The sequence below is a fragment of the Paenibacillus sp. RC334 genome (assembly GCF_030034735.1).
Taxonomy (GTDB): Bacteria; Bacillota; Bacilli; order Paenibacillales; family Paenibacillaceae; genus Paenibacillus; species Paenibacillus terrae_A.
On sequence record NZ_CP125370.1, the window covers coordinates 236,281 to 262,315 of the forward strand.

At 48.9% G+C, this 26,035-nt stretch carries 18 protein-coding genes and 2 pseudogenes; 14 read left to right on the forward strand and 6 right to left on the reverse strand.

Features of this window, described 5'->3' with window-relative positions; all coding sequences use genetic code 11:
* Positions 1–310 precede the first annotated feature (310 nt).
* The 3 genes from abnB (at position 311) to QMK20_RS01110 (ending at position 3,693) form a co-directional block, all read left to right on the forward strand.
* Positions 311–2,746: an arabinan endo-1,5-alpha-L-arabinosidase AbnB gene (gene abnB / locus QMK20_RS01100; RefSeq protein ID WP_283654226.1), complete on the forward strand. Its 2,436-nt coding sequence runs from the start codon at positions 311–313 to the stop codon at positions 2,744–2,746.
* Positions 2,747–3,145: 399 nt separating this feature from the next.
* Positions 3,146–3,346 carry a cold-shock protein CspD gene (cspD, locus tag QMK20_RS01105; protein ID WP_013308356.1) on the forward strand — a complete coding sequence of 67 codons (201 nt, stop codon included), beginning with the start codon at positions 3,146–3,148 and terminating at the stop codon, positions 3,344–3,346.
* A gap of 131 nt (positions 3,347–3,477) precedes the next feature.
* Complete coding sequence (locus QMK20_RS01110) at positions 3,478–3,693, forward strand: cold-shock protein (protein ID WP_013308357.1); 216 nt, start codon at positions 3,478–3,480, stop codon at positions 3,691–3,693.
* 151 nt (positions 3,694–3,844) lie between these two features.
* Here the strand turns inward: QMK20_RS01110 and QMK20_RS01115 are convergent, their stop codons facing one another.
* Entirely contained in the window at positions 3,845–4,666 is an 822-nt protein-coding gene (locus tag QMK20_RS01115) for an alpha/beta fold hydrolase (RefSeq protein ID WP_283654227.1), read from the reverse strand.
* A gap of 187 nt (positions 4,667–4,853) precedes the next feature.
* On the opposite strand from QMK20_RS01115, the gene QMK20_RS01120 reads away from it, so the two are divergent.
* Positions 4,854–5,183, forward strand: coding sequence for a hypothetical protein (locus QMK20_RS01120; RefSeq protein ID WP_283654228.1), 330 nt, complete (start codon positions 4,854–4,856; stop codon positions 5,181–5,183).
* Between the two features lie 271 nt (positions 5,184–5,454).
* Positions 5,455–5,667, forward strand: a complete 213-nt coding sequence (locus tag QMK20_RS01125; protein ID WP_283654229.1) for a hypothetical protein — start codon at positions 5,455–5,457, stop codon at positions 5,665–5,667.
* Positions 5,668–5,764: 97 nt separating this feature from the next.
* On the opposite strand, the gene QMK20_RS27490 is transcribed toward QMK20_RS01125, so the two are convergent.
* Together QMK20_RS27490 and QMK20_RS27495 are read right to left on the reverse strand one after the other, a co-directional pair.
* Entirely contained in the window at positions 5,765–9,256 is a 3,492-nt protein-coding gene (locus tag QMK20_RS27490; RefSeq protein ID WP_481857799.1) for a beta strand repeat-containing protein, read from the reverse strand.
* A gap of 603 nt (positions 9,257–9,859) precedes the next feature.
* On the reverse strand, positions 9,860–10,630 hold the full coding sequence (locus QMK20_RS27495) for a hypothetical protein (protein ID WP_404521667.1): 771 nt from the start codon (positions 10,628–10,630) through the stop codon (positions 9,860–9,862).
* A gap of 218 nt (positions 10,631–10,848) precedes the next feature.
* Between QMK20_RS27495 and QMK20_RS01155 the strand changes: the two genes are divergently transcribed.
* The 6 genes and pseudogenes from QMK20_RS01155 (at position 10,849) to QMK20_RS01180 (ending at position 15,539) form a co-directional block, all read left to right on the forward strand.
* Positions 10,849–11,262: a GntR family transcriptional regulator gene (locus QMK20_RS01155; RefSeq protein ID WP_283654234.1), complete on the forward strand. Its 414-nt coding sequence runs from the start codon at positions 10,849–10,851 to the stop codon at positions 11,260–11,262.
* Positions 11,259–11,972 carry an ABC transporter ATP-binding protein gene (locus QMK20_RS01160; protein WP_283654235.1) on the forward strand — a complete coding sequence of 238 codons (714 nt, stop codon included), beginning with the start codon at positions 11,259–11,261 and terminating at the stop codon, positions 11,970–11,972. Before QMK20_RS01155 ends, QMK20_RS01160 begins: the two co-directional genes overlap by 4 nt.
* Positions 11,969–12,736 (forward strand): ABC transporter permease subunit, encoded by a 768-nt coding sequence (locus tag QMK20_RS01165; protein WP_283654236.1) that lies wholly within the window; start codon positions 11,969–11,971, stop codon positions 12,734–12,736. The genes QMK20_RS01160 and QMK20_RS01165 overlap by 4 nt, the downstream gene beginning before the upstream one ends.
* A gap of 41 nt (positions 12,737–12,777) precedes the next feature.
* On the forward strand, positions 12,778–13,263 hold the full coding sequence (locus QMK20_RS01170) for a cytochrome c biogenesis protein CcdC (RefSeq protein WP_283654237.1): 486 nt from the start codon (positions 12,778–12,780) through the stop codon (positions 13,261–13,263).
* 281 nt (positions 13,264–13,544) lie between these two features.
* Complete coding sequence (locus QMK20_RS01175; protein ID WP_283654238.1) at positions 13,545–14,765, forward strand: stalk domain-containing protein; 1,221 nt, start codon at positions 13,545–13,547, stop codon at positions 14,763–14,765.
* A gap of 95 nt (positions 14,766–14,860) precedes the next feature.
* A pseudogene (locus QMK20_RS01180) lies at positions 14,861–15,539 on the forward strand (hypothetical protein).
* A gap of 102 nt (positions 15,540–15,641) precedes the next feature.
* On the opposite strand, the gene QMK20_RS01185 reads toward QMK20_RS01180, so the two are convergent.
* From QMK20_RS01185 to QMK20_RS01195, 3 genes and pseudogenes are all read right to left on the reverse strand, one after another.
* The gene (locus QMK20_RS01185) at positions 15,642–16,649 is read right to left on the reverse strand and encodes a LacI family DNA-binding transcriptional regulator (protein ID WP_283654239.1); all 1,008 of its coding nucleotides are present in this window, start codon (positions 16,647–16,649) and stop codon (positions 15,642–15,644) included.
* Positions 16,650–16,830: 181 nt separating this feature from the next.
* Positions 16,831–20,272, reverse strand: a pseudogene (locus QMK20_RS01190) (GH36-type glycosyl hydrolase domain-containing protein).
* 13 nt (positions 20,273–20,285) lie between these two features.
* Complete coding sequence (locus tag QMK20_RS01195; RefSeq protein WP_283656172.1) at positions 20,286–22,460, reverse strand: glycoside hydrolase family 3 N-terminal domain-containing protein; 2,175 nt, start codon at positions 22,458–22,460, stop codon at positions 20,286–20,288.
* A 491-nt stretch (positions 22,461–22,951) separates the two neighbouring features.
* Here QMK20_RS01195 and QMK20_RS01200 point away from each other — a divergent pair, with 491 nt between their 5' ends.
* The 3 genes from QMK20_RS01200 to QMK20_RS01210 are packed head-to-tail and all read left to right on the forward strand — an operon-like array spanning position 22,952 to position 25,999.
* The gene (locus tag QMK20_RS01200) at positions 22,952–24,205 is read left to right on the forward strand and encodes an extracellular solute-binding protein (protein ID WP_283654240.1); all 1,254 of its coding nucleotides are present in this window, start codon (positions 22,952–22,954) and stop codon (positions 24,203–24,205) included.
* Between the two features lie 36 nt (positions 24,206–24,241).
* The gene (locus QMK20_RS01205; RefSeq protein WP_283654241.1) at positions 24,242–25,126 is read left to right on the forward strand and encodes a carbohydrate ABC transporter permease; all 885 of its coding nucleotides are present in this window, start codon (positions 24,242–24,244) and stop codon (positions 25,124–25,126) included.
* An 18-nt stretch (positions 25,127–25,144) separates the two neighbouring features.
* The gene (locus QMK20_RS01210) at positions 25,145–25,999 is read left to right on the forward strand and encodes a carbohydrate ABC transporter permease (RefSeq protein WP_044646507.1); all 855 of its coding nucleotides are present in this window, start codon (positions 25,145–25,147) and stop codon (positions 25,997–25,999) included.
* Positions 26,000–26,035: the final 36 nt, after the last annotated feature.

Below are 26,035 nucleotides of genomic sequence, written 5' to 3' on the forward strand. Positions count from 1 at the left end.
TACACAACTAATTTATTAATGTTAATAATTTAATGAATAATTTATAAAAATATAAAATTATATATTGAATTTTCCACATTCATTGAATAATATAGAGGTACGGTTAACCGTCAGGTTTGAATCCGCCTTCTTAACAGAAGATACTTTTATTTTCCGAATGAATTGAAAGCGCTTTAATTCAAGATGGGGGGATGAGCGACATTTAATTCGAGGGTGAAGAAGCTAATACAAACATAATCCTGACCGCCTTACTTAATATCGTCTTATGTTTAACAATCAGGTATGTTCAAAAACGAGAGGAGATTAGTTTATGAAGCCATTATTTTTTCGCAAGGTAACGGCAGCTTCTCTGGCGGGTGCGCTGCTGCTGCCTGCCTCTTATGCAGGCGCCGAACAAATGCTCAATCCGGATACAGATGGGATTCAAGCTGCAGGGCAGATTACCCTTCAAGATCAAAACCAAGAGAACATTTCCATTCAAAGCAAAAAGACCGTTTCTTTCAAGGAAACTTCCGTACATGATCCATCCATTCTGAAAGTGAAAGATACATTTTACATTTTTGGTTCCCATCTTGCTGCTGCCAAGTCCAAGGACCTCATGAATTGGGATACGATTGCCACAGGAGTAGCGAATGGTAATGTATTGATTCCCAACGTCAAAGAGGAATTAAAAGAAGCGCTGGATTGGGCCCAGACAGACACGCTGTGGGCAGCGGATGTCATTCAACTGGCCAATGGAAAGTTTTACATGTACTATAACGCCTGCAAGGGTGACTCCCCGCGTTCAGCAATGGGTCTAGCAGTTGCCGATAAAATTGAAGGGCCTTATAAGAATAAAGGCATTTTCCTGAAATCTGGCATGTGGGGTCAACTGGGTGAGGATGGGACGATCTATGACGCAACCAAGCATCCGAATGTCGTGGACCCGGACACTTTTTACGATAAGAGCGGCAAGCTCTGGATGGTATACGGCTCCTACTCAGGAGGCATTTTCATTCTGGAAATGGATGAAAAAACAGGGAAGCCGCTGCCCGGACAAGGCTACGGGAAAAAGCTGACAGGCGGTAACCATGCCCGTATGGAAGGGTCGTACATACAGTACAGTCCGCAAACGGACTATTATTACTTGTTCCTGTCTTATGGGGGCTTATCGGCAGATGGAGGATACAACCTTCGTGTGGCTCGATCCAAAACACCGGATGGTCCTTTTTACGATGCTGAGGGCAACGATATGATCAAGGTCAAGGCGAATCCTGACAAGCCTCTTTTTGATGACGCTTCCATTGAGCCGTACGGTGTCAAGCTGATAGGGAACTATCTGATTCCAAGAGAAATTGGGGACTCGGGTACTGGACTGGGTACAGGCTATGTTTCACCCGGACATAACTCGGCTTATTACGATCCCAAAACGAAAAAGCATTTTCTGATTTTTCACTCCCGTTTCCCGGGCAGAGGCGAACAGTTTGAAGTGCGGGTGCATGAAATGTTTATGAACGCTGACGGTTGGCCTGTAGTTGCTCCTTATCGTTATTCTGGGGATGAGGATTCACTGAAGAAGTTGTCGGAAAAGGATGTCCTCGGTCAATACTCGTATGTAAATCACGGGAAAGAAATCTCGGCCAATATTAAGCAAGCCGTGACCGTCAGTTTGGAAAGCGGCGGCAAACTGTCCGGCGGCGCGAGCGGTACATGGAAGCTTGGTACAGGTAATCAGCTGGAGATTACGGCGGATGGCACGAAGTACAAAGGTGTATTCCTGCGGCATCTTGATCCAGATACGGGCACCAAGACGCTTGCCTTCACTGCCCTGTCCTCCAAGGGTGTTGCGGTCTGGGGTACGTTGAAGCCTGAGCAGAAGGCCAGCAAAATTGTAGCCGCGGTGCAGAAGGATTTGAGCTTGGGCGATACGAGCAACGTTTTTTATAATCTGACGCTTCCTACTCAGGGAACACAAGATACCACCATTTCGTGGGAGTCCTCACGTCCCGAGAACATTTCCGTGACAGGTGAAGTGTACCGTCCAGAAGCGGGCTCCCAGCCTGCAACGGTCACATTGACCGCGACCATAAAAAAAGACAAAGCAACAGCGAAGAAAAGCTTTATAGCCACGGTTCCCGAGCAGGCTCAGGGTCCGCAGCTCGCGCACTATTCATGGAGTGAGGATCAAGGGACAACGGTCGTGGATAGCACATACAACAACTATGATGGCAAGGCATTTGGGGGAGCCACATGGGACAAGGAAGGGAAGTCCGGCGGAGCTCTTGTTTTGAACGGCAAGGATGGTTACGTGCAGCTGCCGGGCATGGTAACGGATGCCGAGGACTTTACTTTTTCCGCGTGGGTAAACTGGAAGGGCGGCGCAGCCTGGCAGCGGATTTTTGACTTTGGAAATGGACAGAGCCGCCATATGTTCCTGACTTCATCCCAAGGAAGCGGAGTGCTACAGTTTACGATCCATGAAGGTACGGATCAAAGCTTGCTTTCGAAAGCACCGCTGCCATTGAACCAATGGACGCATGTAGCGGTTACACTGGAGGGGAACACTGGAAAGCTGTATGTAAACGGTGAAGAGGTAGCTGTTAATGATAGCGTTACCTTTAACCCGAGAGAACTGCTGACGAGCGAGGCTTATCTCGGCAAAAGCCGCTTTGCTGCCGATGCCAACTTTAATGGCAGTCTGGATGAGGTTCAATTGTATAACAAAGCGCTTACAACAGATGAAATTAAGGCATTGGCAGGTCTTTGATGCTGGTAAAACAATAACGTAACCGAGTAGATGCAGGAGACGGGCTTATTATAAAAAAAGTTCGTTTCCTGCATAAGTTTTATATATTTATTTTTCTTTTGCTGGTATAATAATAAGCAGTCGTGGATATACTGTTTTAAGTAGGCGTTGATGAATGACTTTCGCCTCATGAATACGGCCTAGAAACGTAAATAGATGACAAGAGCACTCTGCATAATTTAAATTCCCCAGTGCTTGCGTTTTCAATACACTTATGGTAATATGAGTATATTGAAATTGTGACCTGAGATTCGCATATTGTAGAGGGTTATTGTTTTAGGTTGAAATAACCTTGTACAATATGTGAATTTTTATTTGTAAAAAATAAAGGTCATATAAATATATTTTGGAGGTAATTCCATGCAAACAGGTACAGTTAAATGGTTTAACGCAGAAAAAGGTTTTGGTTTCATCGAGGTTGAAGGTGGAAGCGACGTATTCGTACATTTCTCCGCAATCCAAGGCGACGGCTTCAAATCTTTGGACGAAGGCCAACGCGTAGAATTCAACGTAGTTGAAGGAAACCGTGGACCACAAGCTGAGAACGTTGTAAAACTGTAATTTAAAATTACAGCCTACTTCAAATGCCCCGAACATAGCGTTTGGGGCATTTGTTTTTATCTGTTCACAGGGCCGTTTTTGAACTGATTACATCTTATCGCTTTATAAATCATGAAGAAAGAGGGATGTTTATGTACAATTCACGGAAAAAGCCAATGGATGAGATTCCTGAGGAAATTACAACTGTCTGGAATTGCGCCAGTGATACGTGCAACGGATGGATGCGGGATAATTTCGCTTTTTCTGTCGAGCCGACATGCCCCATTTGCGGTTCTGCCATGGTGAAGGGCGAGAAAAAGCTGGCCGTTTTGAATAATACGAGCTTTAATCATACCAAACAATCCTAATTGGATATATGTTTGTAGTAAAGGATGCCCCATAGCCGCTAACGGCGCTGAGGCGTCTTTTTTGTTTTTTGGAGAATGCACCGCAAGGTGCTATTTTTTTGTACATCAGGATTTTGCAAAATCCTCACGTATGAATGTCTTGGTTCTCCGATTATGGCATGGGGGAAGGTTGAGATAGTATGCTCAGTAAGGTGGAATTAAATTCGGGGAGCGCGTCGTAGAATACAGCATGACCGCTTCGTTCAAAAGGAATAAGCCTCGATCCGGCAATTCCTTTTTGGGTTTCGATTGCCAGCGGGAAAGGGCAGACCTGATCCAGCTTCCCGTGTAAAATCCAGGTAGGTACACGGATATATGGCAGATCCGGACGTAAATCAGAATCACGCAGTGAATATAAAGTGAAGGCCATGCTGTTGACAGAGGATGCAAAGCCTTGGTCACGTATCCAATCGCGTAAGCTCTGGCTGACGGGGTTGGCAAACAATAGTTCGCCAAATGAAGTGACCAGTTGCGGTCGATCTGTATAGGCTTGCTTGATGAGCTTATCCACCTCCGTGACCGGAGTGCCTTGAGGAAAGTCGCTGGATTGAGTGAAACGGGGCGTAGCTGCTCCAAGAAGAATAAGCTGAGTGACTCCAAATCCCCGGTGCCTGCTCATATAGCGTACGACAACAGCCCCTCCCATGGAAAAACCAATCAGCCGCACCTGTCTTAGCTGGAGCGACTGAATGACAGCTAGCAGATCGTCCGCAAGCCGATCATAGTTATAGCTTTGCCACGGTCGATCTGACCTGCCGAATCCCCGAAGATCCACCTGAATACAGCGATACCCGTAAGAAGGCAGCAGAGCCGCCTGATATTCGTACATTCGATGATCCAGCGGCCATCCGTGCACCATCAGAATGGGGATGCCATCTCCTGTATCTTCTACATACAGCTTGACGCCGCGTTCTACCTCAACATAATATCCCATTGCTTTCACCCCTTTAGAGTCACGAAAATTCGTTCTTTTTCACATATATGTACCCGGGGCTTAGCTCATTCGAAAAAGGGATGGCAGCAGTCACGATTTGAACGTATTGATTGTTAAAAAATGTATGTCATCCCGTATAGCGATAAGATATAATGATGGGATGAAATAGCAACGGGAGAGTGGAACCATGGCACCATCAAAAACTTTAAAATGGATTACAGGCGGTCTAGAGCTATTTTTAGCTATTCCTGTTTTGGGTGGATTCATCGTCTTAAACTCTGCGTATACCGTATTGTTTTTTATGATGATTTTCCATATTGTTACATTAGTGCTCTCGGTGGTAAACAAGGAGGCCTATTATGGATCTATCTTAGGGATCGTGACCTCTGTTGTCGGATGGATTCCGTTCGTGGGATGGTTAATGCATTTGTTTTCAGGTATATTTTTGATGATTACCGCAGCACAGCAGCCGCGTTATCAAGATCGCAACTCCTACGATGATTATTATCGTTACTAAAGTACAGACAGTTGAATCAGCAACCTGCTCTGTGGGATTACGCCGCTTGTGAACATTTTGTGTGAAGTGAGAAGAAGGCTCTGTTGTTAAGAGAGCTTTGCGAAACGAATACAGTATCTGTAAAATGAAAATATAGTTACTCGTTGTTGCATAAAGCTAGACAAGTAACTACATCATTTCATACAGAGTTGTACAAGCTCGTGCCGGAAGATCCGGTATCGGACGTTTCGCAGTTGTCACGTTTCCGAAATCATCGGTTGGGAAGTACGTATTGAAACATGTGGTCCGTCAGTGCATTGAGCAGGGCCTGGAGATAAGCAAAACCATTCTCATGGACGCGACATACGCGTATGTAGGCAGCCAAAAACAGAGGCCGCTCAACGTACTGGGAGTGCAGCTAAGCGCTGTTTTGCTTCGTCGCCAAACAGCAGTCAAAGCTGGTAAGAAACTGCCCAAGTTGCCGTACGTCAAAAGCAACAAGTAAAGAAAAAATCGAGCAGAGCAAAAGTAGCCCCTCCTCGGTAGAGGATGGACTACTTTTTTTGTATTACATTAGCTTTAATTCCGGTTCTGAGTCTCGTTTATGAAAAAGCTGAGAATCTCGAAATAGCTACATGACCTGAGCTGTTAGCTATTACTGGTGAATTAGCAATGGTAATAGGAAACCCAGATATATTTCTAAATTGAATTGTATCTCCGACAGCAAGAGCCTCAATTTGAACTAAAACCAATTGACCACTTGTTGCCGTGGTTACAGCAGGAGCGAGATATGCTGTAGAATTATTTAGTGATAACCCAATTGTTGCTTCTGGTAGTGTGGCAGTTGCAAGATTTATTACAACACTAATGTTATACAACCCCGCATTTTGTATTGTGAAAACACTTGTTACTGCGTTATAAGTAAGTGCAGTAGATTGGTTTGGAGTAATATTTAAAATGTTTGATCCCGAAGCAATTGTCTGAGGTTGAATATTACCGTTAAAGTATGCGTCTATAAACGTAGGAGGTGGGCCAGTGGGGCCGGTTGAACCTGTTGAACCTGTTATACCAACACCTGTGGCACCAGTAGGTCCAATAGCCCCGGTAGCACCGGTGATGCCAGAAACTCCGGTAACACCCGTAACGCCAGTAACACCCGTGACTCCAGTAGCGCCAGTAGCCCCGGTAGCGCCAGTGACTCCGGTAACACCCGTGACTCCAGTAGCGCCAGTAGCTCCGGTAGCGCCAGTGACTCCGGTAACACCTGTGACTCCAGTAGCGCCAGTAGCTCCGGTAGCCCCAGCCCCGGTAACGCCAGTAGCTCCGGTAACTCCGGTAGCGCCAGAAACTCCGGTAACTCCAGTGACTCCAGTGACTCCGGTAACACCCGTGTCGCCAGTAGCTCCGGTAGCCCCGGTAACACCCGTGACACCAGTAGCCCCGGTAGCGCCAGTGACTCCGGTAACACCCGTGACTCCAGTAGCGCCAGTAGCTCCGGTAGCGCCAGTGACTCCGGTAACACCTGTGACTCCAGTAGCGCCAGTAGCTCCGGTAGCCCCAGCCCCGGTAACGCCAGTAGCTCCGGTAACTCCGGTAGCGCCAGAAACTCCGGTAACTCCGGTAGCGCCAGAAACTCCGGTAACTCCAGTGACTCCAGTGACTCCGGTAACACCCGTGTCGCCAGTAGCTCCGGTAGCCCCGGTAACACCCGTGACACCAGTAGCCCCGGTAGCGCCAGTGACTCCGGTAACACCCGTGACACCAGTAGCCCCAGTAGCGCCAGTGACTCCGGTAACTCCGGTAGCCCCAGTGACTCCGGTATCACCCGTGACGCCAGTAGCGCCAGTAGCTCCGGTAACGCCAGTAGCTCCGGTAGCGCCAGTAACTCCAGTAACTCCAGTGACTCCGGTGACTCCGGTAACACCCGTGACGCCAGTAGCTCCGGTAGCCCCAGTGACTCCGGTAATACCCGTGACGCCAGTAGCTCCGGTAGCCCCAGTGACTCCGGTAGCCCCGGTAACGCCAGTAGCTCCAGTAGCACCAGTAACTCCGGTAACGCCAGTGACTCCGGTAATACCCGTGACGCCAGTAGCTCCGGTAACGCCAGTAGCGCCAGTGACCCCAGTAGAACCCGTGACGCCAGTAGCTCCGGTAACGCCAGTAGCGCCAGTGACCCCAGTAGAACCCGTGACGCCAGTAGCGCCAGTAGCTCCGGTAGCGCCAGTAACTCCAGTAACTCCGGTAGCACCTGTGGCTCCAGTAGCGCCAGTAGCTCCGGTAATACCCGTAACTCCTGTGGCTCCGGTAGCCCCCGTGACTCCGATAGCGCCAGTGACTCCAATAGCCCCGGTAACTCCAGTAACTCCGGTAGCCCCCGTGATGCCAGTAACTCCGGCTGCACCTGTTACGCCAGTAACTCCGGTAGCGCCAGTGACTCCAGTAACTCCGGTATCACCCGTGACGCCAGTAGCTCCGGTAGCCCCAGTGACTCCGGTAACACCCGTAACGCCAGTAGCTCCGGTAACGCCAGTAGCTCCGGTAGCGCCAGTGACTCCGGTATCACCCGTGATGCCAGTAGCTCCGGTAACTCCAGTAACACCAGTGACTCCGGTAACACCCGTGATTCCAGCAGCTCCAGTAGCGCCAGTGACTCCGATAGCCCCGGTAACTCCAGTAGCCCCTGTTACGCCAGTAGCTCCGGTAGCGCCAGTGACCCCGGTAGCCCCCGTGACTCCGATAGCGCCAGTGACTCCGATAGCCCCGGTAACTCCAGTAACTCCGGTAACTCCGGTAACTCCAGTAACTCCAGTAACTCCAGTAACTCCAGTAACTCCAATAACTCCAGTAACTCCAGTAACTCCGGTAACGCCAGTAGCTCCGGTAACGCCAGTAACTCCGGTAACTCCGGTAACACCCGTAACGCCAGTAGCTCCGGTAGCGCCAGTGACTCCGGTAACACCCGTGACGCCAGTAGCTCCGGTGACACCAGTAACTCCGATAGCCCCGGTAACTCCAGTAACTCCGGTTGCACCTGTTACGCCAGTAACTCCGGTAGCGCCAGTGACTCCTGTGATGCCAGTAACTCCGGTAGCGCCCGTAGCCCCGGTAGCACCGGTGATGCCAGTAACTCCGGTAACACCCGTGATTCCAGCAGCTCCAGTAGCTCCAGTAGCGCCAGTGACTCCGATAGCCCCGGTAACGCCAGTAACTCCAGTAACTCCGGTTGCACCTGTTCCGCCAGTAACTCCGGTAGCACCTGTAGCGCCAGTAACTCCGGTAGCACCTGTAGCGCCAGTAGCTCCGGTAACTCCGGTATCACCCGTGACACCAGTAGCCCCAGTAGCGCCAGAAACTCCGGTAGCCCCGGTAGCGCCAGTGACACCGGTATCACCCGTGACACCGGTAGCCCCGGTAGCCCCGGTAACACCAGTAGCTCCAGTAGCGCCAGTAACGCCAGTAACTCCAGTAACGCCAGTGGCTCCGGTAGCGCCAGTAGCCCCGGTAACGCCAGTAGCTCCAGTAACACCAGTAACACCAGTAACTCCGGTAACGCCTGTGATGCCAGTAACTCCAGTAACGCCAGTAGCCCCGGTAACGCCAGTGACTCCGGTAATACCCGTGACGCCAGTAGCTCCGGTAACGCCAGTAGCTCCGATAGCCCCGGTGATGCCAGTAACTCCGGTAACTCCGGTAACGCCAGTAGCCCCGGTAACTCCTGTGACTCCAGTAGCGCCAGTAGCCCCAGTAACGCCAGTAGCTCCGGTAGCGCCAGTGACTCCGATAGCGCCAGTAACTCCAATAGCCCCGGTAACTCCAGTGGCCCCCGTAACTCCTGTGGCTCCGGTAGCCCCCGTGACTCCGATAGCGCCAGTGACTCCGATAGCCCCGGTAACGCCAGTAACTCCGGTAACTCCAGTGACTCCGGTATCACCCATAACGCCCGTAGTTCCGGTAGCGCCAGTGACTCCGGTAACACCCGTGACGCCAGTAGCTCCGGTAGCGCCAGTGGCTCCCGTTAGCCCTGTCGGTCCCGCGCCTTTTGCTACAAGCAATTCGGAAGATACAACACGGTGAGCTGTCACTAACTGCCCCATTGAATTTTTACCCCAGACTGAAACTTGAATCTCATTTTCTGTAACACTTTCAGTGGTAAAAACAAACTCAAATGAATTAAAATCAGCATAATAATCTTTTGTAATCACTTCATTTGAATTTACAGTTATAAAATCAAGCACATATAACGTTCTTGTACCATTTAGATAAAAACCCTGAATCAATACCGTAGAAGAATTCACAGTATCACGATTATCAATTTTCACGGTAACTCGATGAGTAGGCCGAATACCACTGACATAATTATTTTCTATGGGTCCAGTTGATATAACCGCCATATATTGGATTCTCCTTTTGTCTAAAGTAACGAAGCTATAATCCTATCACTAATGCCACCTCTTCTATAACTAGTATTGAGATTCGAATGTTCACGATTTATATAATATGTAACATCTATATATACGTGTGGACATTTCCTATGTGATAAAAACCCCTTTTGATAAGGGAGCCTTTTTTGTGGGGCACAAAAAATACCGCTCCGCCTGCCGAAAAAGCAGGGGAGCGGTATTTTTTTAATTCGTATGCTTTTGTATGGGAAAGCCGGATCATGAGAAACGTTACGGGTAGCTGTATGTGATGACAGGTTACTTCGTTGCCGCTGACTTAGCTGGAGCTTTACTTGTTCCTACTGGCGGTTGGGACGGTTTAACGCCGTTTACTAAATCCGTAACTATTTTCTCTAGGTTAGAGATTCGATTGTTGTATTCGGTGTCAGTAACTTTACCGTTTTTCTTTTCTTCAGCCATCCTCGATTTCGTGTCGGAAACGAGCAAACTAATGACTTCTTTCACGTTCACGCTTTGTGCCTTTGCGATCGCAGCGAGCGTTTTACCGGCTTTCAATTGTGTGTTCAGTTCGCTGGAAGATAGACCTAGCAGCTTCAAAAGGGCTTTATTCTCCGCATAATTACCGCCCGCCGCTTTCGGGCCGTTGGCATCGCCAGGAAGTACATTCCCTTTGGCGGCGAGCAGTTTCTCGGCCATAGCGGAATAGTCCGTTGTATTGGATGCGTTAGCTCCGGCAGGAGGATTTTCCTTCAGCCATGTGGAGAGATTCGTTTTCAGCTTTTCTTTGGACACGCCTTGCTTCTCAGCCACTTCACCCAAGGTGTTTTGTTTAAGTTGGGTTCTAAGCGCATCGTTATCAAGGGACAATAGCTTGCCCAGCTTGTCCTGAAATTGACCGATTTGTCCAAATTGTCCTTGTGCATCCGTAGGCGGCTTTTGTGAAGCATTAGCAGATTTGTCAGCTGTAGCGGCAGCAGCGTGAACCGCGCCCGCAGAATAAAGTGCTCCACCTCCTAGAAATGCCAATGCCATCGTTCCAGCCAAAATTGCTTTCCTGGTGTTCTTCATCTTCATTTTCCACCTTTCGGTTAGGGTGTGTTTGGTACGAGATTTATCATAAGATATGAACTTGAATGCTGTCTGAGTGCAAGCTGAGCATTTGCTGAATAGGTTTTTTTTGGGCGGCATGACTAAAATTTTAACTGAACATTTACTTGTATTATGTGTATTAAGTGATATAATACACTATATGCACGATAGATGCAGCGGATTAGGGGGAAAAACCCATGGAAGAGCAAAGGGTTGGCTCGCTTCGGTTTTTAATTGATTTTAGCCAGCCATTATATGAACAAATATTAAATCAGGTACGAAGCTCCATTGCCAAAGGGGAGATTGAAATGGGAAGCAAAATGCCGTCCGTTCGTGATCTGGCACAGGAATTGCGTATGAATCCGAATACTGTGATGCGGGCGTATCAGGAGCTGGAGCGGGACGGACTGACTGAGAAGCGGCGCGGCTTGGGAACCTATGTTACGTCGTCCAGTGAGCGGGTAGACAGCTTTCGGGAACAACTGGCCCTGACGTATATAGATCAGTTCCTGGGACAGATGAGCAGTCTGGGGCTGTCATGGGAGGATGTACAGCGGTATATAGGAAGCAAACAGAACGGGAAAGATGACGAAGGAGGCGAAGGGGCATGACGGAATCTATTGTGGTTGCGAGTCATCTGACGAAGCAATATGAAAGTAAAAAAGCGCTGGACCACTTGGATGTCGTCATTCCGGCGGGACGCATTGTAGGGGTGCTTGGACCCAATGGTTGCGGGAAGTCAAGCTTGTTTCGGGCGATCACCGGATTGATTCGGCCGGACGGAGGCGAGCTTTACGTGTTGGGGCAAAAGCCCGGTTGGGAAACCAACCGTGGCATATCCTACCTGCCTGACCGGGCCCGCTGGTACCCCAATCATACGGTGCAGCAGACACTGGAGTGGGGACAGTCCTTTTTGCCCGGCTTTAATATGAAGGATGCGCATAAGCTGGCTGATCATATGGACGTAGAGTTGGAGTTGAAAATGACCGGGTTGAGCCGCGGGCAGGAGGCCCGTGTGCTGCTGATTCTGTGTCTGGCGCGTGAGGTTCCGCTTATGATCCTGGATGAACCCTTTGCTGGCATTGATGTCCTTTCCAGAGAAGCAATCGTGGCCGGTATTATTGATTATTTGGAGGATCGGCAGCAATCCATACTCATGAGTACACATGATATTCAGGAAGTGGAAGGTTTATTTGATTACACGATTATGATGGACCGCGGACGGGTGATATGGTCCGGTGATTCGGATGATCTACGTGGAGAGCATGGATCACTGAATCAGGTGTTCCGCAATTTGTACAAAAAGGAGTGGAAGGCGTGAATTCATCAGGGCTGTTCAAAGATTTGATACGCCATGAATTTCGAAATAAAGGAAGCTGGAGAAAGCAGAGCCGCAATCGACTGCCCAGAACGTGGAGACTTGTATATTTCTCACTATTTCTAATTGCGGCGTTCGTTATTTCCTTGTATTTCGCGCTTCACAACCAACTCGAATTGACAAGGCTGTGGTATGTCACCCTAGGCTTGCCGTACATGATCATTTTCATGGGTGTGGGAAGTCTGAGAAGAGAATGGGAGAATGACACCTACGGATGGTGGCTGACCCTGCCCTATCCGCGCATGTGGCTGATTAGCGCCAAATGGATTGCTGCTATTTTACAAGCCATGGTCGTGACATTGTTCCTGTTTGTGGTAGGTTCTCTGTACGCGCTGTTCATCTCATCAACCATCCAGCCTTATACGTTTGCGGATGCAGCGTCCTTTATTATAGCTGGATTGAACTGGTTTGTGATGATTATCGCTTTCACACCGTTTGTTATTGCGCTGGGTCTGCTGACGGCCAGTACCAAATACAGCACTTTGCGGCCGATTAGCCCGATACTGTGGATTCTTTTGATGGGTGGTGGGAGTGTCTTTTATTGGTCAGGCGATCAGGGGCTTTATGAGCAGTTTGACCATGTTCAGACAGGACAATGGTTTCCTTTTACTTGGCATTTCCCGGTTGCGGTGTTGATCAGTTGGGTTGCTGCATACGCATTAATCCGCTTGAACGCTTATTTGCTGGAGAAAAGGCTGTCAATTTAGCAAACGATCCAATGACATATATATAGGAAGGGAGTTTCACTATGGCGACGATATTCATCTATGCATTGTTGGCTGTTTTGGTGGGGCTGATGATCTGGTTGAGAACCAAAAGACGAGGGGGGCCGGTCAAAGGAAACGGAGTGCGTCTTTTGCTTCCCTTGTTTATAGCATTCCCACTCATGATGATGTCTGTGTACCAATTGATGCATATTCCCGGCCAAACGCATGCGCTTCCCGCCTTTTGGGAGCTGCTGGCTGCCGGGCTGTTAGGTGCGGTGTTTGGTTACGTCATTCTGCTGCATACGGCATATGAGAGACGGGACGACGGACACATTTATCCCAAGCCGAACCAATATTTTAAATACATTATTATCTCCATTATTTTGCTTCGCGTCGTTTTGACCCAGTATCTTAGTAGCTTGGGTACGACCGAGATTAGTCTACTGGCGATTACGATGGCGGTCGTCTACATCTCCATCTGGCGGATTGGGAGCTTCGTTAAGTTTCGGAGAACGTTATCGGTATAAATGGTATAAATCGTGTAAAGAAGCGGGTTTTCTGTTCAAAAGCGTTCATTCGCTTGGTGATAGAACCTGTTTCTTTGTGGCTTCATCATAAATTCAACGGGCCACAAGTATAAAAATTTGAAAGGAGGGAGCATTGAGGTTTCAAAAGAATCGATTGGGGTTTAAAGGATAGGAGAGGATGTTGTAAATTATTTTTTTTCGTGGTAAGCTGTAACCATATTAGTTACATAAAAGGGAATCGTTTTCCATATTATTTTATAAGATGAGAGGGGCTTACATTCATGAAAAAACATACGGTTACCGCTGCACTCGCGGGCTTGCTTGTGCTATCTTCTGCTGTACCGGCCTTAGCTGCCGAGGTAAAACCCGCTACAGGTATTCAGGTTTGGGTAGATGGCAAGAAAGAGGCTTATCAGATCGCTCCTATTGTGAGAAATAAGCAGGTCTTAATTCCTTTGAGACAATTGGCCTCCAGTTTGGGAATTCCGCTGGATTCCAAGCATATTACGTTCAACACAGCGCGTCAAAGCACGACAATCCGTTATGGTCAGGCTACCGTTGTCCTGGTATCAGGAAGTCCGGAAGCGCAAATCAATGGAATTAAGGTGCCACTGTCCACTTCGACGATTTTAACCAAACAAGGGGTGACCTATGTTCCGGTGGATGTCGTTAAGGAGGCATGGGGCAAGCAAGTGACTTGGGACCCGGCCAGCCAAACTGTGCAAATCGGGATAAGCAACAAGGATAAGGTTGTTGAGATTCTGACAAGCTTTGAAACCGGAGATACGAAAGCGGCCGAAACTTGGGTTAGCAAGGATCAATATATCCAGCATAATCTGAGCTTTGCCAACGGTAGAGAGGGCCTGATCGAAGGTATTAAACAAATGAAAGGAGCCAATACACAGGTTGATATCCAAAGAATCATTCAGGATGGAGACTATGTAGCCGTTCATTATAAGGAAACTGATGATGGCAAACCAAGCGTATTGTTTGATATTTTCCGGTTCGACAAGAACGGTAAGATTGTTGAGCATTGGGACAATAGTCAGGAGCTGGCTCCAGCCAATCCGAGCGGCCGTACGATGATTGACGGAACGACAGAAATCACAGATCTTAACAAAACCGAAGCGAACAAAGCGTTGATTCGTAAGTTTGTGGATGATGTTCTGGTGGGCAAGAACCGCGCTGCACTGGAAAGCTACTATAACGGTGATCATTACATTCAGCATAATCCTTTCTTCGGGGATGGCGTAGCCAATCTGAAACAAGCATTTCCTGCTGTGAGTACCACGGGAACCACTTCTGGATACGATAAGGTTCACATGATCATTGGAGAAGGGAATTTCGTACTGGTTGTGAGTGAAGCGAAAACGCCTCAAGGTACTTCCGGCGCTGTCTACGATCTGTTCCGGGTGGAGAACGGCAAAGTAGCAGAGCATTGGGATGTAGTTCAGGACATTCCGTCTAAATCTGAGTGGAAAAACACAAACGGCAAGTTTTAAAAATGGCATTCACGGCATGACTGATCCTGAAGGTGATTCCCTAACTACCCTATCCTTGCTAAAATGATGGAAACATGATGAGTGGGGATGGGATGATGGGGAGTTTTAAACAGCGGGTAGGCTGTCTGCATGCGCATCACTCGAACATTGCCTATGTGGAAAGGGCTTTTGCCCCTTATGAGGTGGAAGTGAAGCATTTTGTGGACCCTGCACTCATGTACAGAGTTTCAACTGATCCAGACTTCTCGGCGGTGGATGCCAGTCGAAAGGTAGAAGAGCAACTGGAATGGATGGCTCAAAGCGGCATAGATGTTATTTTGATTACATGCACGAATTATATAGTCTTCGCGGAAAGGGTTCAATTGACGATGCCTACACCCGTGATAACGCTGGATGAACCCTTTTTCCATGAGATATGCGATGGATCCGTTGCCACAAACCTTGGTATTTACGAATCCGGCTACTGTAGAGGGGACGATGAAACGTCTTTATCATATAGCGGCCCTGTTAGGTAAGTCAGATATCTCTTCGTTGATAGAGGTCAAGGTGGTGGAGCACGCTTTTGAGCTGATTATGCAAGGTCGCAAAGACGAGTATATGGAAGTGCTGGTCCGTTCATTGCATGAACTGAGAGAGGCTGATCCAGACAGAACGCTGGCTGTGGCGCAGTTATCTATGGTTGATGCTGCATTGCAGGTGGAGCTGGAGACGGGTCAGGCGATTGGCAATCCCTTACGGTCGTTGATGAATTTGCTTGAGAATTTGTTAGGTTGAACAATAAGCATGACCAAAAGAACTTCCAACCCGTATTCCGGGGCAGTGGAAGTTCTTTTTTTGCAGGATAGCGTGTGATTAGGCGTGCTTCTATGGTGTTCGTCATAAGGTATTCTGTTGATCTGGAGTGCTTAGTACTGCGCCTGCTGATTCTCTCTGGATGAGCGTAACGTATAGCCGTTCATGCTCCACGTCTTCCCCCGCTATGATTTTGAGAACTTGTTCGGCAGCTACTGCGCCCCATTTATGTTTGGAGTAATCAATGGTCGTCAGACGGGGCTGAATATATTGTGCCAGCTCGATATTATCAAAGCCAACGATATGAATGTCTTGGCCGATTGTAAGTTCCGACTGAGCCATTCGATTGTAAAAGCCTACTGCCATCTCATCATTGAGGCAGAATACCGCGACGGGTTCAGAATCCGGGCTGACATGTTGCTGTAAAATGATCTCGGCCGCCTGTTCACCGCCCGATTTTTCAAAATCGCCACCAATCTCGATCATTTCGGCGGTGCCGCTGCGCTCGATCGTCTGTTTGACCGCCTGCATCCGCTGCCGTGAATCATAAGAGCCGTCCGGCCCGGTGACAACGTACAGCTTGCGGTGTCCCATTTCCAGCAAATGCTCTACCGCAAGAGCGGCACCTGCTTTGTTATCCAGCAGTACCTGATTAATGTTAGGATGATTCAGCTCACGGTCCAGCACGACCATTTTATGCCCGCGCTCGGCGTAATTCAGCAGTTCCTGACTATCGAACGTCTGATCCAGTATGATGGCTCCATCAATCATGCGCTCCGGCAGCATTCGGTGAGACTGCTTGCCGCTGCATACGATGAGGTCATAGTCTTTTCGGTTCAAAATTTCCTTGATGCCGTACAACAAATCTCCATAAACGTCTCCACGGAAATCGGTCAGGAAGACGCCGATAATTTTGGTTTCCCTTTTTTTGAGATTACGCGCGGCGGCATTTGGCACATAGTTAAGCTCTTTGGCAATAGCTAAAATACGTGCGCAGGTCTCTTCCGTTACCTTATCACTGCCGTTCAATGCGTATGAAACGGTAGATATGGAAACGCCCGCCTGTTTGGCGATATCTTTAATGCTGACCACATCGTTTCCTCCTTTTCGCCAGTCTTATACTTGCTATTGTATACCTGATTATTAAACTTGTATTTATTTCGAATATCGTAACTGGACGTGCAAGCAGCAAAGGGCGATCCCGCAAGATCGCCATTGCTTTGTTGCCTATACCTGATTTAGAATCGCTCTTGGGATTTAAGCAAAATGCTCTTTATAAAAAAATCTCCAGACGGTGTACACCGTCATGGTCTGCTAACGCCAGCTCGAAAGTCTTGCGCTTGATGCGCAGGGCACCCGAACGGTAGCGATTGTCGTCGACTGGCTCGCTCTTCAGTGGTGTTCCGTTCAATACCGCGCGGCCTTGCTCATCACTGCTATGCTCTTGCGGCATGCGGTAGACGAAGGTAACGGGTTTACCGGCAAAGGAAAATTCGAATTCCAGTCCGTCGAGATCATCCGGCAGTACAGGGTCCAGGATCAGGTCTTCGCCCGACTGACGGATACCAAGGACATTCGATATGAGCTGATTCATATAGATCCCCGGACCACTGGAGTAAATTCTCCAGCCGCCTTTGACTGGAACGGCTCCTTCACGCAGTTCACCAAACCGCTCTTGTGCTTCGTAGCGGGTATTAAACTTTCCGTCCGAGCTGCTGAAATACGCATTGCTCTGACGCCATTCGGCGTTCGGAACGGACGCGCGAATGCCGACCGGGTTGATGAGCTTCAGGCTGCGCCAAGCGTCATCTTTGCGACCGAGCTTGGCCATGGCTTCCGCGAAGCGGATATGGGCATGCACATATTGCAGCCCGACCTCGCGTCCGAAGTTGGCTGCTTGCTCTGCGCGCTTGAAGTGCGAACTCACACCGCCATCGTACTGTGCAGGGCGGTTCATCAGACGCACGCCATCCGGGCACAGGAACTGCTCGCGGATGAGCTGCTCATGAGCCAATGCTTGCTCCGGCGTGAGCAACTGGCTGATCATGCTGCGTGTCATCGGCAGCAAGCGGTAGTGAATCCCCGTCTCCGTATCGGACGGATGGAGCATCAGCTTGGGCTGACCGGGCTCTTCCATATACACGAAGCCCGGGATAATACCGCTCTCCAGCATGTAGCGGTTAAAGTCCTTGCGGATGCCTTCGGCCATCTGGTGCAGATCCCGTGCGATCTCGGCGGCTCCACTAACGACGCCTGCCGGGGCCTGCTCCAGTGCAGCAGCAAAGTTGCTAACCACCTGATAGGTGAGTGCAACGGTCCAACTGCTCGCCATGTATTGCTTCAGTTGAGCGTTAGCTGGCTGGAGCGTGTCATCCCAATCGCCGTCGCCGTAGGCCGACAAATGTGTATCATGAAGGAAATTCGCCCGAATATATTCGATTTCCTTCATCGCATGTTCCATGAGGGTCGCGGTCTGTTTTGTATAATCAAAAGTATGCCGGTTGGTGTAGGGTACATTTTCTTCCAGAATACTGTAGTCCCGGGTAGCGGTCAAATAATCTCCCAGTACCTTGAGCGGCCAGACGATAATATCGCCATGGCTTTCTTCTTGTTGAACGCGAGTATAGTTGTCAAACATAAACCATTGCGGCCAGTTTCCGCTATCCTCGTACTGATGGCTGAACACGGTCAGTAGAATGGAACGGACTTCGTCAAACTTTTGCACGGCTGAAAAATATTCCACCGGACCCTGACATACATCGCGTGTTCCCCAAGCTGCACCACCGTATTGTTCCAGACCATGAGGCACGGAATAGTGGACAAGCATATTGTGGGTATACCACCAGGCCACCGCATTCACACGGAACAGCTCGCTGGTTTCATGTCCGCTATGCGTCAGATGGAAGCCGTTCATCAGCCCGGAAAAATATTGCCGATAGCGCTCGCGCTCAGCTTCGAAAGAGGCATCTTGTTCCGCATGTGCTTGACCTTTTCCGGATGGATAGCCATGCAGCCAGCCTTGTACGGTGCAGGTCCATTCGCTGCTGTCGCCTAGCTCCAGCACGACCAGAGATGCGTCGGGGGGAAGCTGTACCCTGTAGCAGCGTGTGAGCGTCGCTCACTTGCTGTAACGGAGCGCCTTGTACCTGCATTCGGTACAACAGGTCCGGATAGGTTTCGGCGCTCAGGGAAGCCTGGTCTGCGCGGAAGAGCAGGTCCTCACCGTCCCGTTCCATATGAAACGGAAGCTCATATTCGTTCACATGCATGGACATTTGCTGAGTAACAAGGAACGGATAAGCTTTGCCGCTTGTCGAGCGAACGTGAAGCTGTACTTCTGGCGTGTCGGCGTTGGTATGGTTTGTAATGATGAGCGTATCGTCAGCAGTTTTGTAATACCAGCGCACATAGTTAAAGCCAATCTCGAACAGGGAAGGCATCGTGAGCAGATGGTATCTCCCGTGGATTCCGACATAGATACGCTGACCGGATGTTTTGGGAATATTGAGTGCATTACGCGCATTTGTGATCATTTTATTGAAATTCGTGTTGCCAATCACAAGCTGGGAATTGAACACTCCGTACATATAGGAGGTAGTTGTAATGGTTTCTTCCTTACCTCCCGCGTAATGCCCGCCCATTAAAATATGCCCATGGGGACGCTCTACACGAAGCTCTTTGGATTTGAGTACGACATGTTCATAGCTGTTTGTGAAAAAGGAGAGCAACGTGTCGTCGTCCCGTTCTTCTTCCTGCCGTTTCGGGAAGAGCTGATCCAGCTCGGCTGCGGTCATATCCAGCGTGCGCAGCGGCTCTCCGATGTTCTGGGCTGGAGCCACCCGCCCAGTTTGGAGATGACTTGTGACGTTCGCCGGGATGGCGGTCCCGGAAGCAGCTTCCATAATAGTCGCTACTTCTTCGCGTGCTTTCGTCACCAGTTCCTGGTATTCCAGCTTTGTAACGGCTGCCGGATGATTCGGCTGGAACAGGCCGTAAAAGGTAAAGTGTGCATCCCCGGCGAGCTTTGCCCGCTCGGATTGCAGCGCCGTATAAGCAAATTCGTATTGGTACACTTCATTGGCAAGCGAATCGCGGCGCAGTGCTTCTGGCTCGTTCGTTTCTTTATACGAAAGCCCAAAGAATTGAAATCCGTCCGTCGAATAACCGACGTTGCGGGTCAACGAGCCTTGCTGGATGTAAGGGAACGCTTGACTTTGCGGCTGGTTTTGACGGGAGCAGACCGTATAGCCTCTTTGTTCGTCATGGTAGACGGTATGGTCGATATATTGAGACAGATAAGCTTCATTACTGCGTACAGCCGCTGTATCCGCAATCCCGATATCCTGACCGTACACGATATCAGCTTCCACGTCATCGCCCTGTAGAGTTACATCCCAGAACCATACCCCAAGACGACTTAGCGTGAATGTCACCTGATAGCCGACACCTGATGTAAAGCCTTCCCAAATAATCTGTTGATCCGTTTGTCGTACTACTCCGGGTGAACGGACTCCCAGCAGAGGAGTGATGCTGACGTCGGACGGACGGTACAGTCGCAAGTACAGGTTGTTCAGGGAACCGTCGACAGAGTTGGTCAGCAGTTGATTAATCATGGTCGAGCCATGGGCGATTTTATATACATCACCGCTGCTCAAGAAGGTGAAGGACAGGTCTCCAACCCGTAGCAAAATATTTTGATCCAGACTTGTATTCATCAAAGGTTACGCCTCACTTTCCTGTTTCTTTCACTAAACGAAAACGTCCTTCGGTAGTATCTCGGCTGTTAGGTCCTGTAAAGACGGCGAATTCACCGCTGTCACTATCAAAGCTCAGGTCTGCATGGTGATAGCGCAGTTGAGGCTCGGCCAATGCAAATTCCACTTCCCGGCTTTCGCCCGGGGCAAGAAGAACCTTGCGGAAATCCTTCAGCTCTTTCATCGGGCGAACCGTATCTCCGCTGATATCACGGACATAGAATTGAACCGTTTCCTCGACAGGACGTGTTCCTGTGTTCGTTACCCGTACCTTCACGGTCAGTGCTTGACCGGGATTGAGGGTGTCGCTGGAAAGCTGTACGCTATCATAGGCTACTTTCGTATAGCTCAAGCCATAGCCAAACGGGAATAAAGGTTCGTTCGGTACGTCCAGGTATTGGGAAACGTAGCGTTCCTTTGTATTTGGGTCCAGCTGAGGACGTCCTGTATTAAAATGATTATAGTACACAGGCACCTGCCCCACCGATTGCGGGAAGGACATCGTCAGACGACCCGTTGGTTCAGCATCGCCGTACAGCAGATCGGCAATCGCCGCGCCGCCTTCACCGCCGGGGAACCAGGCTTCCAGTACGGCGTCTGCTTCTTCAATAACACCGTGCAGATCCAGTGGACGACCGTTGAACAGCACGGCTACCATAGGCTTGTTCAGCGTTTTCAGGCGTTTCACCAGCTCCAGTTGGGCTTGTGGCAGGCGAATATCCGAGCGGCTGCCCGCTTCGCCACTCATATCCGAGCGCTCACCGAGCGCCAGTACGATGACCTCTGCCTGGCTGGCAGCTTGCAGCGCTTTTGCATATTGTTCTTCAGATATTTCGTCTATAGAGCATCCAGTCGCTACCGAGAGCAGCGAGGAGGATATTTTCGATTTGAAGCCGTCAATGACTTGAACAGCTTCTTCTTGCGAACCGCTCCACGACCAGGAGCCAAGGATATCACCACTCTCTGCAAAAGGCCCGATCAGTGCGATATGCTGACTGCGATTCAGTGGAAGAACGGAATCGTTTTTGAGCAGTACGCATGATTTGATCGCCAATTCCTTGGCAACCGCACGGTGAGCTTCGCAGAACACGACTTCACGTTCCCGCTCAGGGTCTGCGCCACGCAGCGGATTATCGAACAAGCCCAGCTTTTGCTTGAGCTTCAATACGCGCATGACCGCCTCGTCGACGAGCGCTTCATCCAGCTGCCCGCTGCGAACCAGCTCAGGCAGATGCCCGTTATAGCAGGAGGTCATCATTTCAATGTCTACGCCCGCCAGCAGTGCTTTCTGTGCTGCCTCGCGCTCATCCTCGGCAATGCCGTGGGGAATAAGCTCCTTGATGGCGGCCCAATCCGAGATGAGCACACCGTCAAAGCCCCACTCGTCGCGAAGCAAATCGCGCATCAGGCGCTTGTTGCCCGTTGCAGCTACACCTTCTACGGTATTGAAGGAGGTCATCACCATTTCGCAGCCTTCATCTAGCGCAGCTTTGTAGGAGGGGAGATAATATTCGCGCAGCTGCCATGCGGACAGATCAACGGTATTGTAATCCCGTCCGCCTTCGCCTGCGCCATATGCGGCAAAATGCTTCACACACGCCGCCACCCGGTCCGTATCGTTCGTCAGGTCTTTGCCTTGAAAGCCGCGTACGAAAGCACGGGCAAATACACTATTGAGGTAAGGGTCTTCCCCTGTAGATTCCATTACACGGCCCCAGCGCGGGTCACGTACCAAGTCCACCATCGGAGCAAAGGTAACATGAACACCGGACACAGAAGCTTCTCTGGCAGCAATGGTAGCGCTCTCTTCTGCGAGCTGCACATTCCATGAACAGCCAATAGCCAACGGTATGGGAAAAATCGTTTTGAAGCCATGTACAATGTCTGCCATAATTAGAAGCGGAATACCTAGACGATTTTTGCTTAGATGTGCTTGTTGAACACGAATAGCTTCCTCGGCTCCTGCGATGCCAAGCACCGATCCGACGTTACGGACCGTTTCTTCTGTGATCCCTAAAGATGCCATAGGTCCGGTAATTTGGCCGTCCGTTTCCGCATCCTCAAAAAAGGCTCCGACGAGTTGGAGCAGTTGATCGACTTTTTCTTCAAGTGTCATATTTTGCAGATAGGAATTCAGTTGTTGTTCCATCATATAATCCTCCGTAAGCTGCTATGGTTGCAGCTTTCTTTTTCAGATCCATGAGATTTTTTGGTAAAGAATGATTCAAAGAAGCGACGAACAGGCTACTTTACATAAAAGCTTAGTTTCCTGTCGTATTATTAATCGAAACGTTTCTATTGTTGAACTCAGTTGGATTATATACGCTTTCAAATAGAGAGTCAAATCGAAATGGAGGGTCATTTTACCGAGAAAATAACGATTTATAGATGAAATGAAAGAAAATTGGGCATAATTCTATACGAATAAAAAATAATATCCCTATTGAATACGGTTTCAATTTGTTTTATAATGACTATCGAAACGTTTCTATTGATGGGTATGGTCCTTAGGCTTTCCACATATTTTTTATAAAAGGCAGGATTTAATTGGCTTTAAACGCTGTATGCTTTATCGTGTGTAATCGAATCCGTTATCATATTTGAATGATCGGTGAGCCGGTCATCTCGGGAGGAATTTGTATGATGAAAAGAACGTTAGGGATCATTTTGGCAAGCACCTTATTACTGGGGGGCGCGTTGGCAGGCTGTTCGTCCAAGGATGAATCATCCGGCAAGGATGCGAATGGAAAAACGACGATTACCCTATGGGGCATGGGGGCGGAAGGTAAGTTGCTGCCTGTGATTGCAAAGGATTTTGAAAAGGAAAATCCTGATATTCATGTAGATGTGCAGGCACTGCCTTGGGATAACGCTCACGATAAGCTGCTGACAGCAGTTGCTTCCAAATCCGGTCCGGATGTGGTTCAGTTGGGTACATCATGGGTTCCGGAGCTTGCATCTGCGGGTGCATTGACGGACATCACCCCTTATATCAGTAAATATCCTGAGCTGGAATCGAAGAATTTCTTCCCGGGTGCTGTGGATACGGCAAAATTTGAGGGAAAACCTGTAGGAGTTCCTTGGTATACCGAAACGAAAGTTTTGTTCTACCGTTCAGATCTATTGAAGCAAGTTGGATATAATGAAGCCCCTAAAACGTGGGAAGAACTTTCTGATGCTGCTCAAAAGCTGGCAGCGCGTGGCAAAGGGAAGTATGGTATTGCCATTAATTCGAAGGAGCAGTCTCTGGGCTTTATGTTCGCTCTTCAGAACGGCTCCAAGCTGATCGATGAGCAGGGCAATCCGCTGTTCAACCAGCCACCGTTTGTAGAAGCTGTGAAGTATTTGAACACCTTTTTCCAAAACGGCTCCAATGCCCTTGATCTTGGGATAGATTCCGTTCAGGGATTGCAAGGGGATGGTATCGTTCCTATGTTTATCAGCGGTCCCTTCATGATTAGAGAAATCAAGAGCAAGGCACCTGAGCTGGATGGAAAATGGAATATAGCCGAGCTTCCTGGCAAAGTAAACAATCTGTCTGTTTTGGGAGGGTCGAACCTTTCGATTATGCAGTTTAGCAAGCACCCGGAGGAATCGGCCAAATTCCTGGCTTTCATGAGTAAACCGGAAACGCAGCTGAAATGGATGGAGCTGTCCAGTACCTTGCCTGCCGCTACCAAGTCATGGGAAGATGCAAAACTGAAGAATGATCCGATGCTTCAAACGATTCGTAAGCAGCTCGATCATTCCGCAGCATTACCGCAACTGGCAGCATGGGAAGAGGTTTCTCAGCAATTCATCAAGAGCTTCGAACGCATTTACCGTGGTCAAGCCGACGTACAGAAGGAAATGGATGACTTTAACCAGCAAGCTGCAAGTATTATGAAAAAATAATGATCCGTATCCGTCATTGTCAAAGGGAGTGAAGGCATGAAAGGAAGCTCGCAGAAGCTTGCGCCATACTTGTTTATCGGTCCCTCCATCATTCTGCTGACGCTGTTTTCGCTGTTGCCGATTTTACTGGCACTCGTGATCAGCTTCACAGATATGGATCTGTCAGGACTCGTTAATTATGATAATATTCGCTTTATAGGACTGGAAAATTACAAGAATGTGCTAATAGACCCTTCTTTTCTAAAGTCCATTGGGAACACTCTATTTTTCGTCATCATCGGGGTTCCTTTAGTGCTATTGTTTTCACTCAGCATTGCAATCCTGATTAACATGGGTAAATCACGTACTTTCAAAGTTTTCCGCGTGGTGTTCTATCTGCCGTCCGTAACGAACGTGGTGGCGGTAGCGGTGGTCTGGAGTTATTTGTATAATCCGACCCTCGGGCTTTTCAACTATGTACTGGGCATGATGAATCTGGAGCCTGTCCCTTGGCTGACCGATCCTACGATGGCGAAAATTTCGCTTATTTTATTGGCTGTTTGGCGGGGAATAGGCTTGAATATGATTATTTTCATTGCTGCCATTAAAGGGATTCCGGGTTCTTACTATGAGGCGGCTCAGCTTGACGGGGCCAGCACATGGCAACAAATTCGTTATATTACCCTTCCGCAGCTCCGCTACGCTATTTTCTTCGTGTCCATTACAACGATGATCGGCTGGCTGCAATTTTTCGAGGAACCGTTCGTCATGACCAAAGGGAAACCGCTTGACGGCACACTATCAGCATCCCTGTTTATATACAATAACGGTTTCCAATTTAGTAAATTCGGTTATGCCGCGGCGGGATCGTTCATTCTGTTCTTTGCGATCATCGCGGTGACGCTGATTCAGTTCCGTTTGCAAAATAAAGCGGAGTCCTGATAGAGAGAGGTGATGAACGTGAAAACAGCTGTTCAGCAAGCCCGCGCCAATTCGCGCAGTGGAGAAAAAACATTTCAATGGTTCGTGGCGATTCTCCTGACCGTGGGAGGTCTGTTGATGGTGCTGCCTTTTGCGTGGATGATTTTATCCTCCTTTAAGACGGAGAGCGAGGTAACCCAAATTCCTCCAACCATCTGGCCGCAGCATTTCACATTGGACAATTTTAAAACACTATTTGATAGCATGGCTTTTGGCACCTATCTGACCAATACGCTAGTGATTGTATTAGCTTCCTTTTTTGGATTATTCCTGAACGCCATGGCAGGCTACGGCTTTGCCAAATTCAAATTTAAAGGTAAAGGTTTCCTGTTCTATTTGGTGCTGGCCACGATGATGGTTCCGGGGCAGGTGACGATGATTCCTGTATATTTGATTTTGAACCAGATGGGATTAACCAACACCATGATGGGGATTGTACTTCCCGGCTTGGTAGGCGCCTTCGCCATCTTCCTGTTCAGACAGTTCATGTCCGATATTCCGGAAGAACTGCTGGAGGCAACGCGCCTTGATGGTGCAGGGGAGTTTCGTACTTTCCTGCAAATTGTACTGCCTATCTCAACACCGATTTTGGCAGTACAGGCCATTCTGACCTTTATCGGCGGTTGGAACAGCTTCCTGTGGCCGCTCATTATTGCGAACGATGAGAAGCTGTATACGTTGTCCGTGGGACTGTCGTTGCTCAAAGGTCAAAATGAGAGCCAGTTCGCGCTCCAGATGGCAGGCTCGACCTTCATGGTTGTACCGATCATGATCATATTCATTGTTTTCCAAAAGTATATTATCGAAAATTATACGATTTCGGGCATTAAGTAGTAGTTGTAGCGCGGTGGGTTATAGGCTACACATAGC

Bases quoted from the DNA above. Each gene is read 5' to 3' on its own strand.
- QMK20_RS01205 (WP_283654241.1), top strand. From the start codon at position 24,242: ATGAAAGGAAGCTCGCAGAAGCTTGCGCCATACTTGTTTATCGGTCCC.
- QMK20_RS01175 (WP_283654238.1), top strand. From the start codon at position 13,545: ATGAAAAAACATACGGTTACCGCTGCACTCGCGGGCTTGCTTGTGCTA.
- QMK20_RS27490 (WP_481857799.1), bottom strand. From the start codon at position 9,256: ATGGGGCAGTTAGTGACAGCTCACCGTGTTGTATCTTCCGAATTGCTT.
- QMK20_RS01115 (WP_283654227.1), bottom strand. From the start codon at position 4,666: ATGGGATATTATGTTGAGGTAGAACGCGGCGTCAAGCTGTATGTAGAA.
- QMK20_RS01155 (WP_283654234.1), top strand. From the start codon at position 10,849: ATGGAAGAGCAAAGGGTTGGCTCGCTTCGGTTTTTAATTGATTTTAGC.
- QMK20_RS01195 (WP_283656172.1), bottom strand. From the start codon at position 22,460: ATGGAACAACAACTGAATTCCTATCTGCAAAATATGACACTTGAAGAA.
- abnB (WP_283654226.1), top strand. From the start codon at position 311: ATGAAGCCATTATTTTTTCGCAAGGTAACGGCAGCTTCTCTGGCGGGT.
- QMK20_RS01120 (WP_283654228.1), top strand. From the start codon at position 4,854: ATGGCACCATCAAAAACTTTAAAATGGATTACAGGCGGTCTAGAGCTA.
- QMK20_RS01170 (WP_283654237.1), top strand. From the start codon at position 12,778: ATGGCGACGATATTCATCTATGCATTGTTGGCTGTTTTGGTGGGGCTG.
- cspD (WP_013308356.1), top strand. From the start codon at position 3,146: ATGCAAACAGGTACAGTTAAATGGTTTAACGCAGAAAAAGGTTTTGGT.
- QMK20_RS01110 (WP_013308357.1), top strand. From the start codon at position 3,478: ATGTACAATTCACGGAAAAAGCCAATGGATGAGATTCCTGAGGAAATT.
- QMK20_RS01200 (WP_283654240.1), top strand. From the start codon at position 22,952: ATGATGAAAAGAACGTTAGGGATCATTTTGGCAAGCACCTTATTACTG.
- QMK20_RS27495 (WP_404521667.1), bottom strand. From the start codon at position 10,630: ATGAAGAACACCAGGAAAGCAATTTTGGCTGGAACGATGGCATTGGCA.
- QMK20_RS01160 (WP_283654235.1), top strand. From the start codon at position 11,259: ATGACGGAATCTATTGTGGTTGCGAGTCATCTGACGAAGCAATATGAA.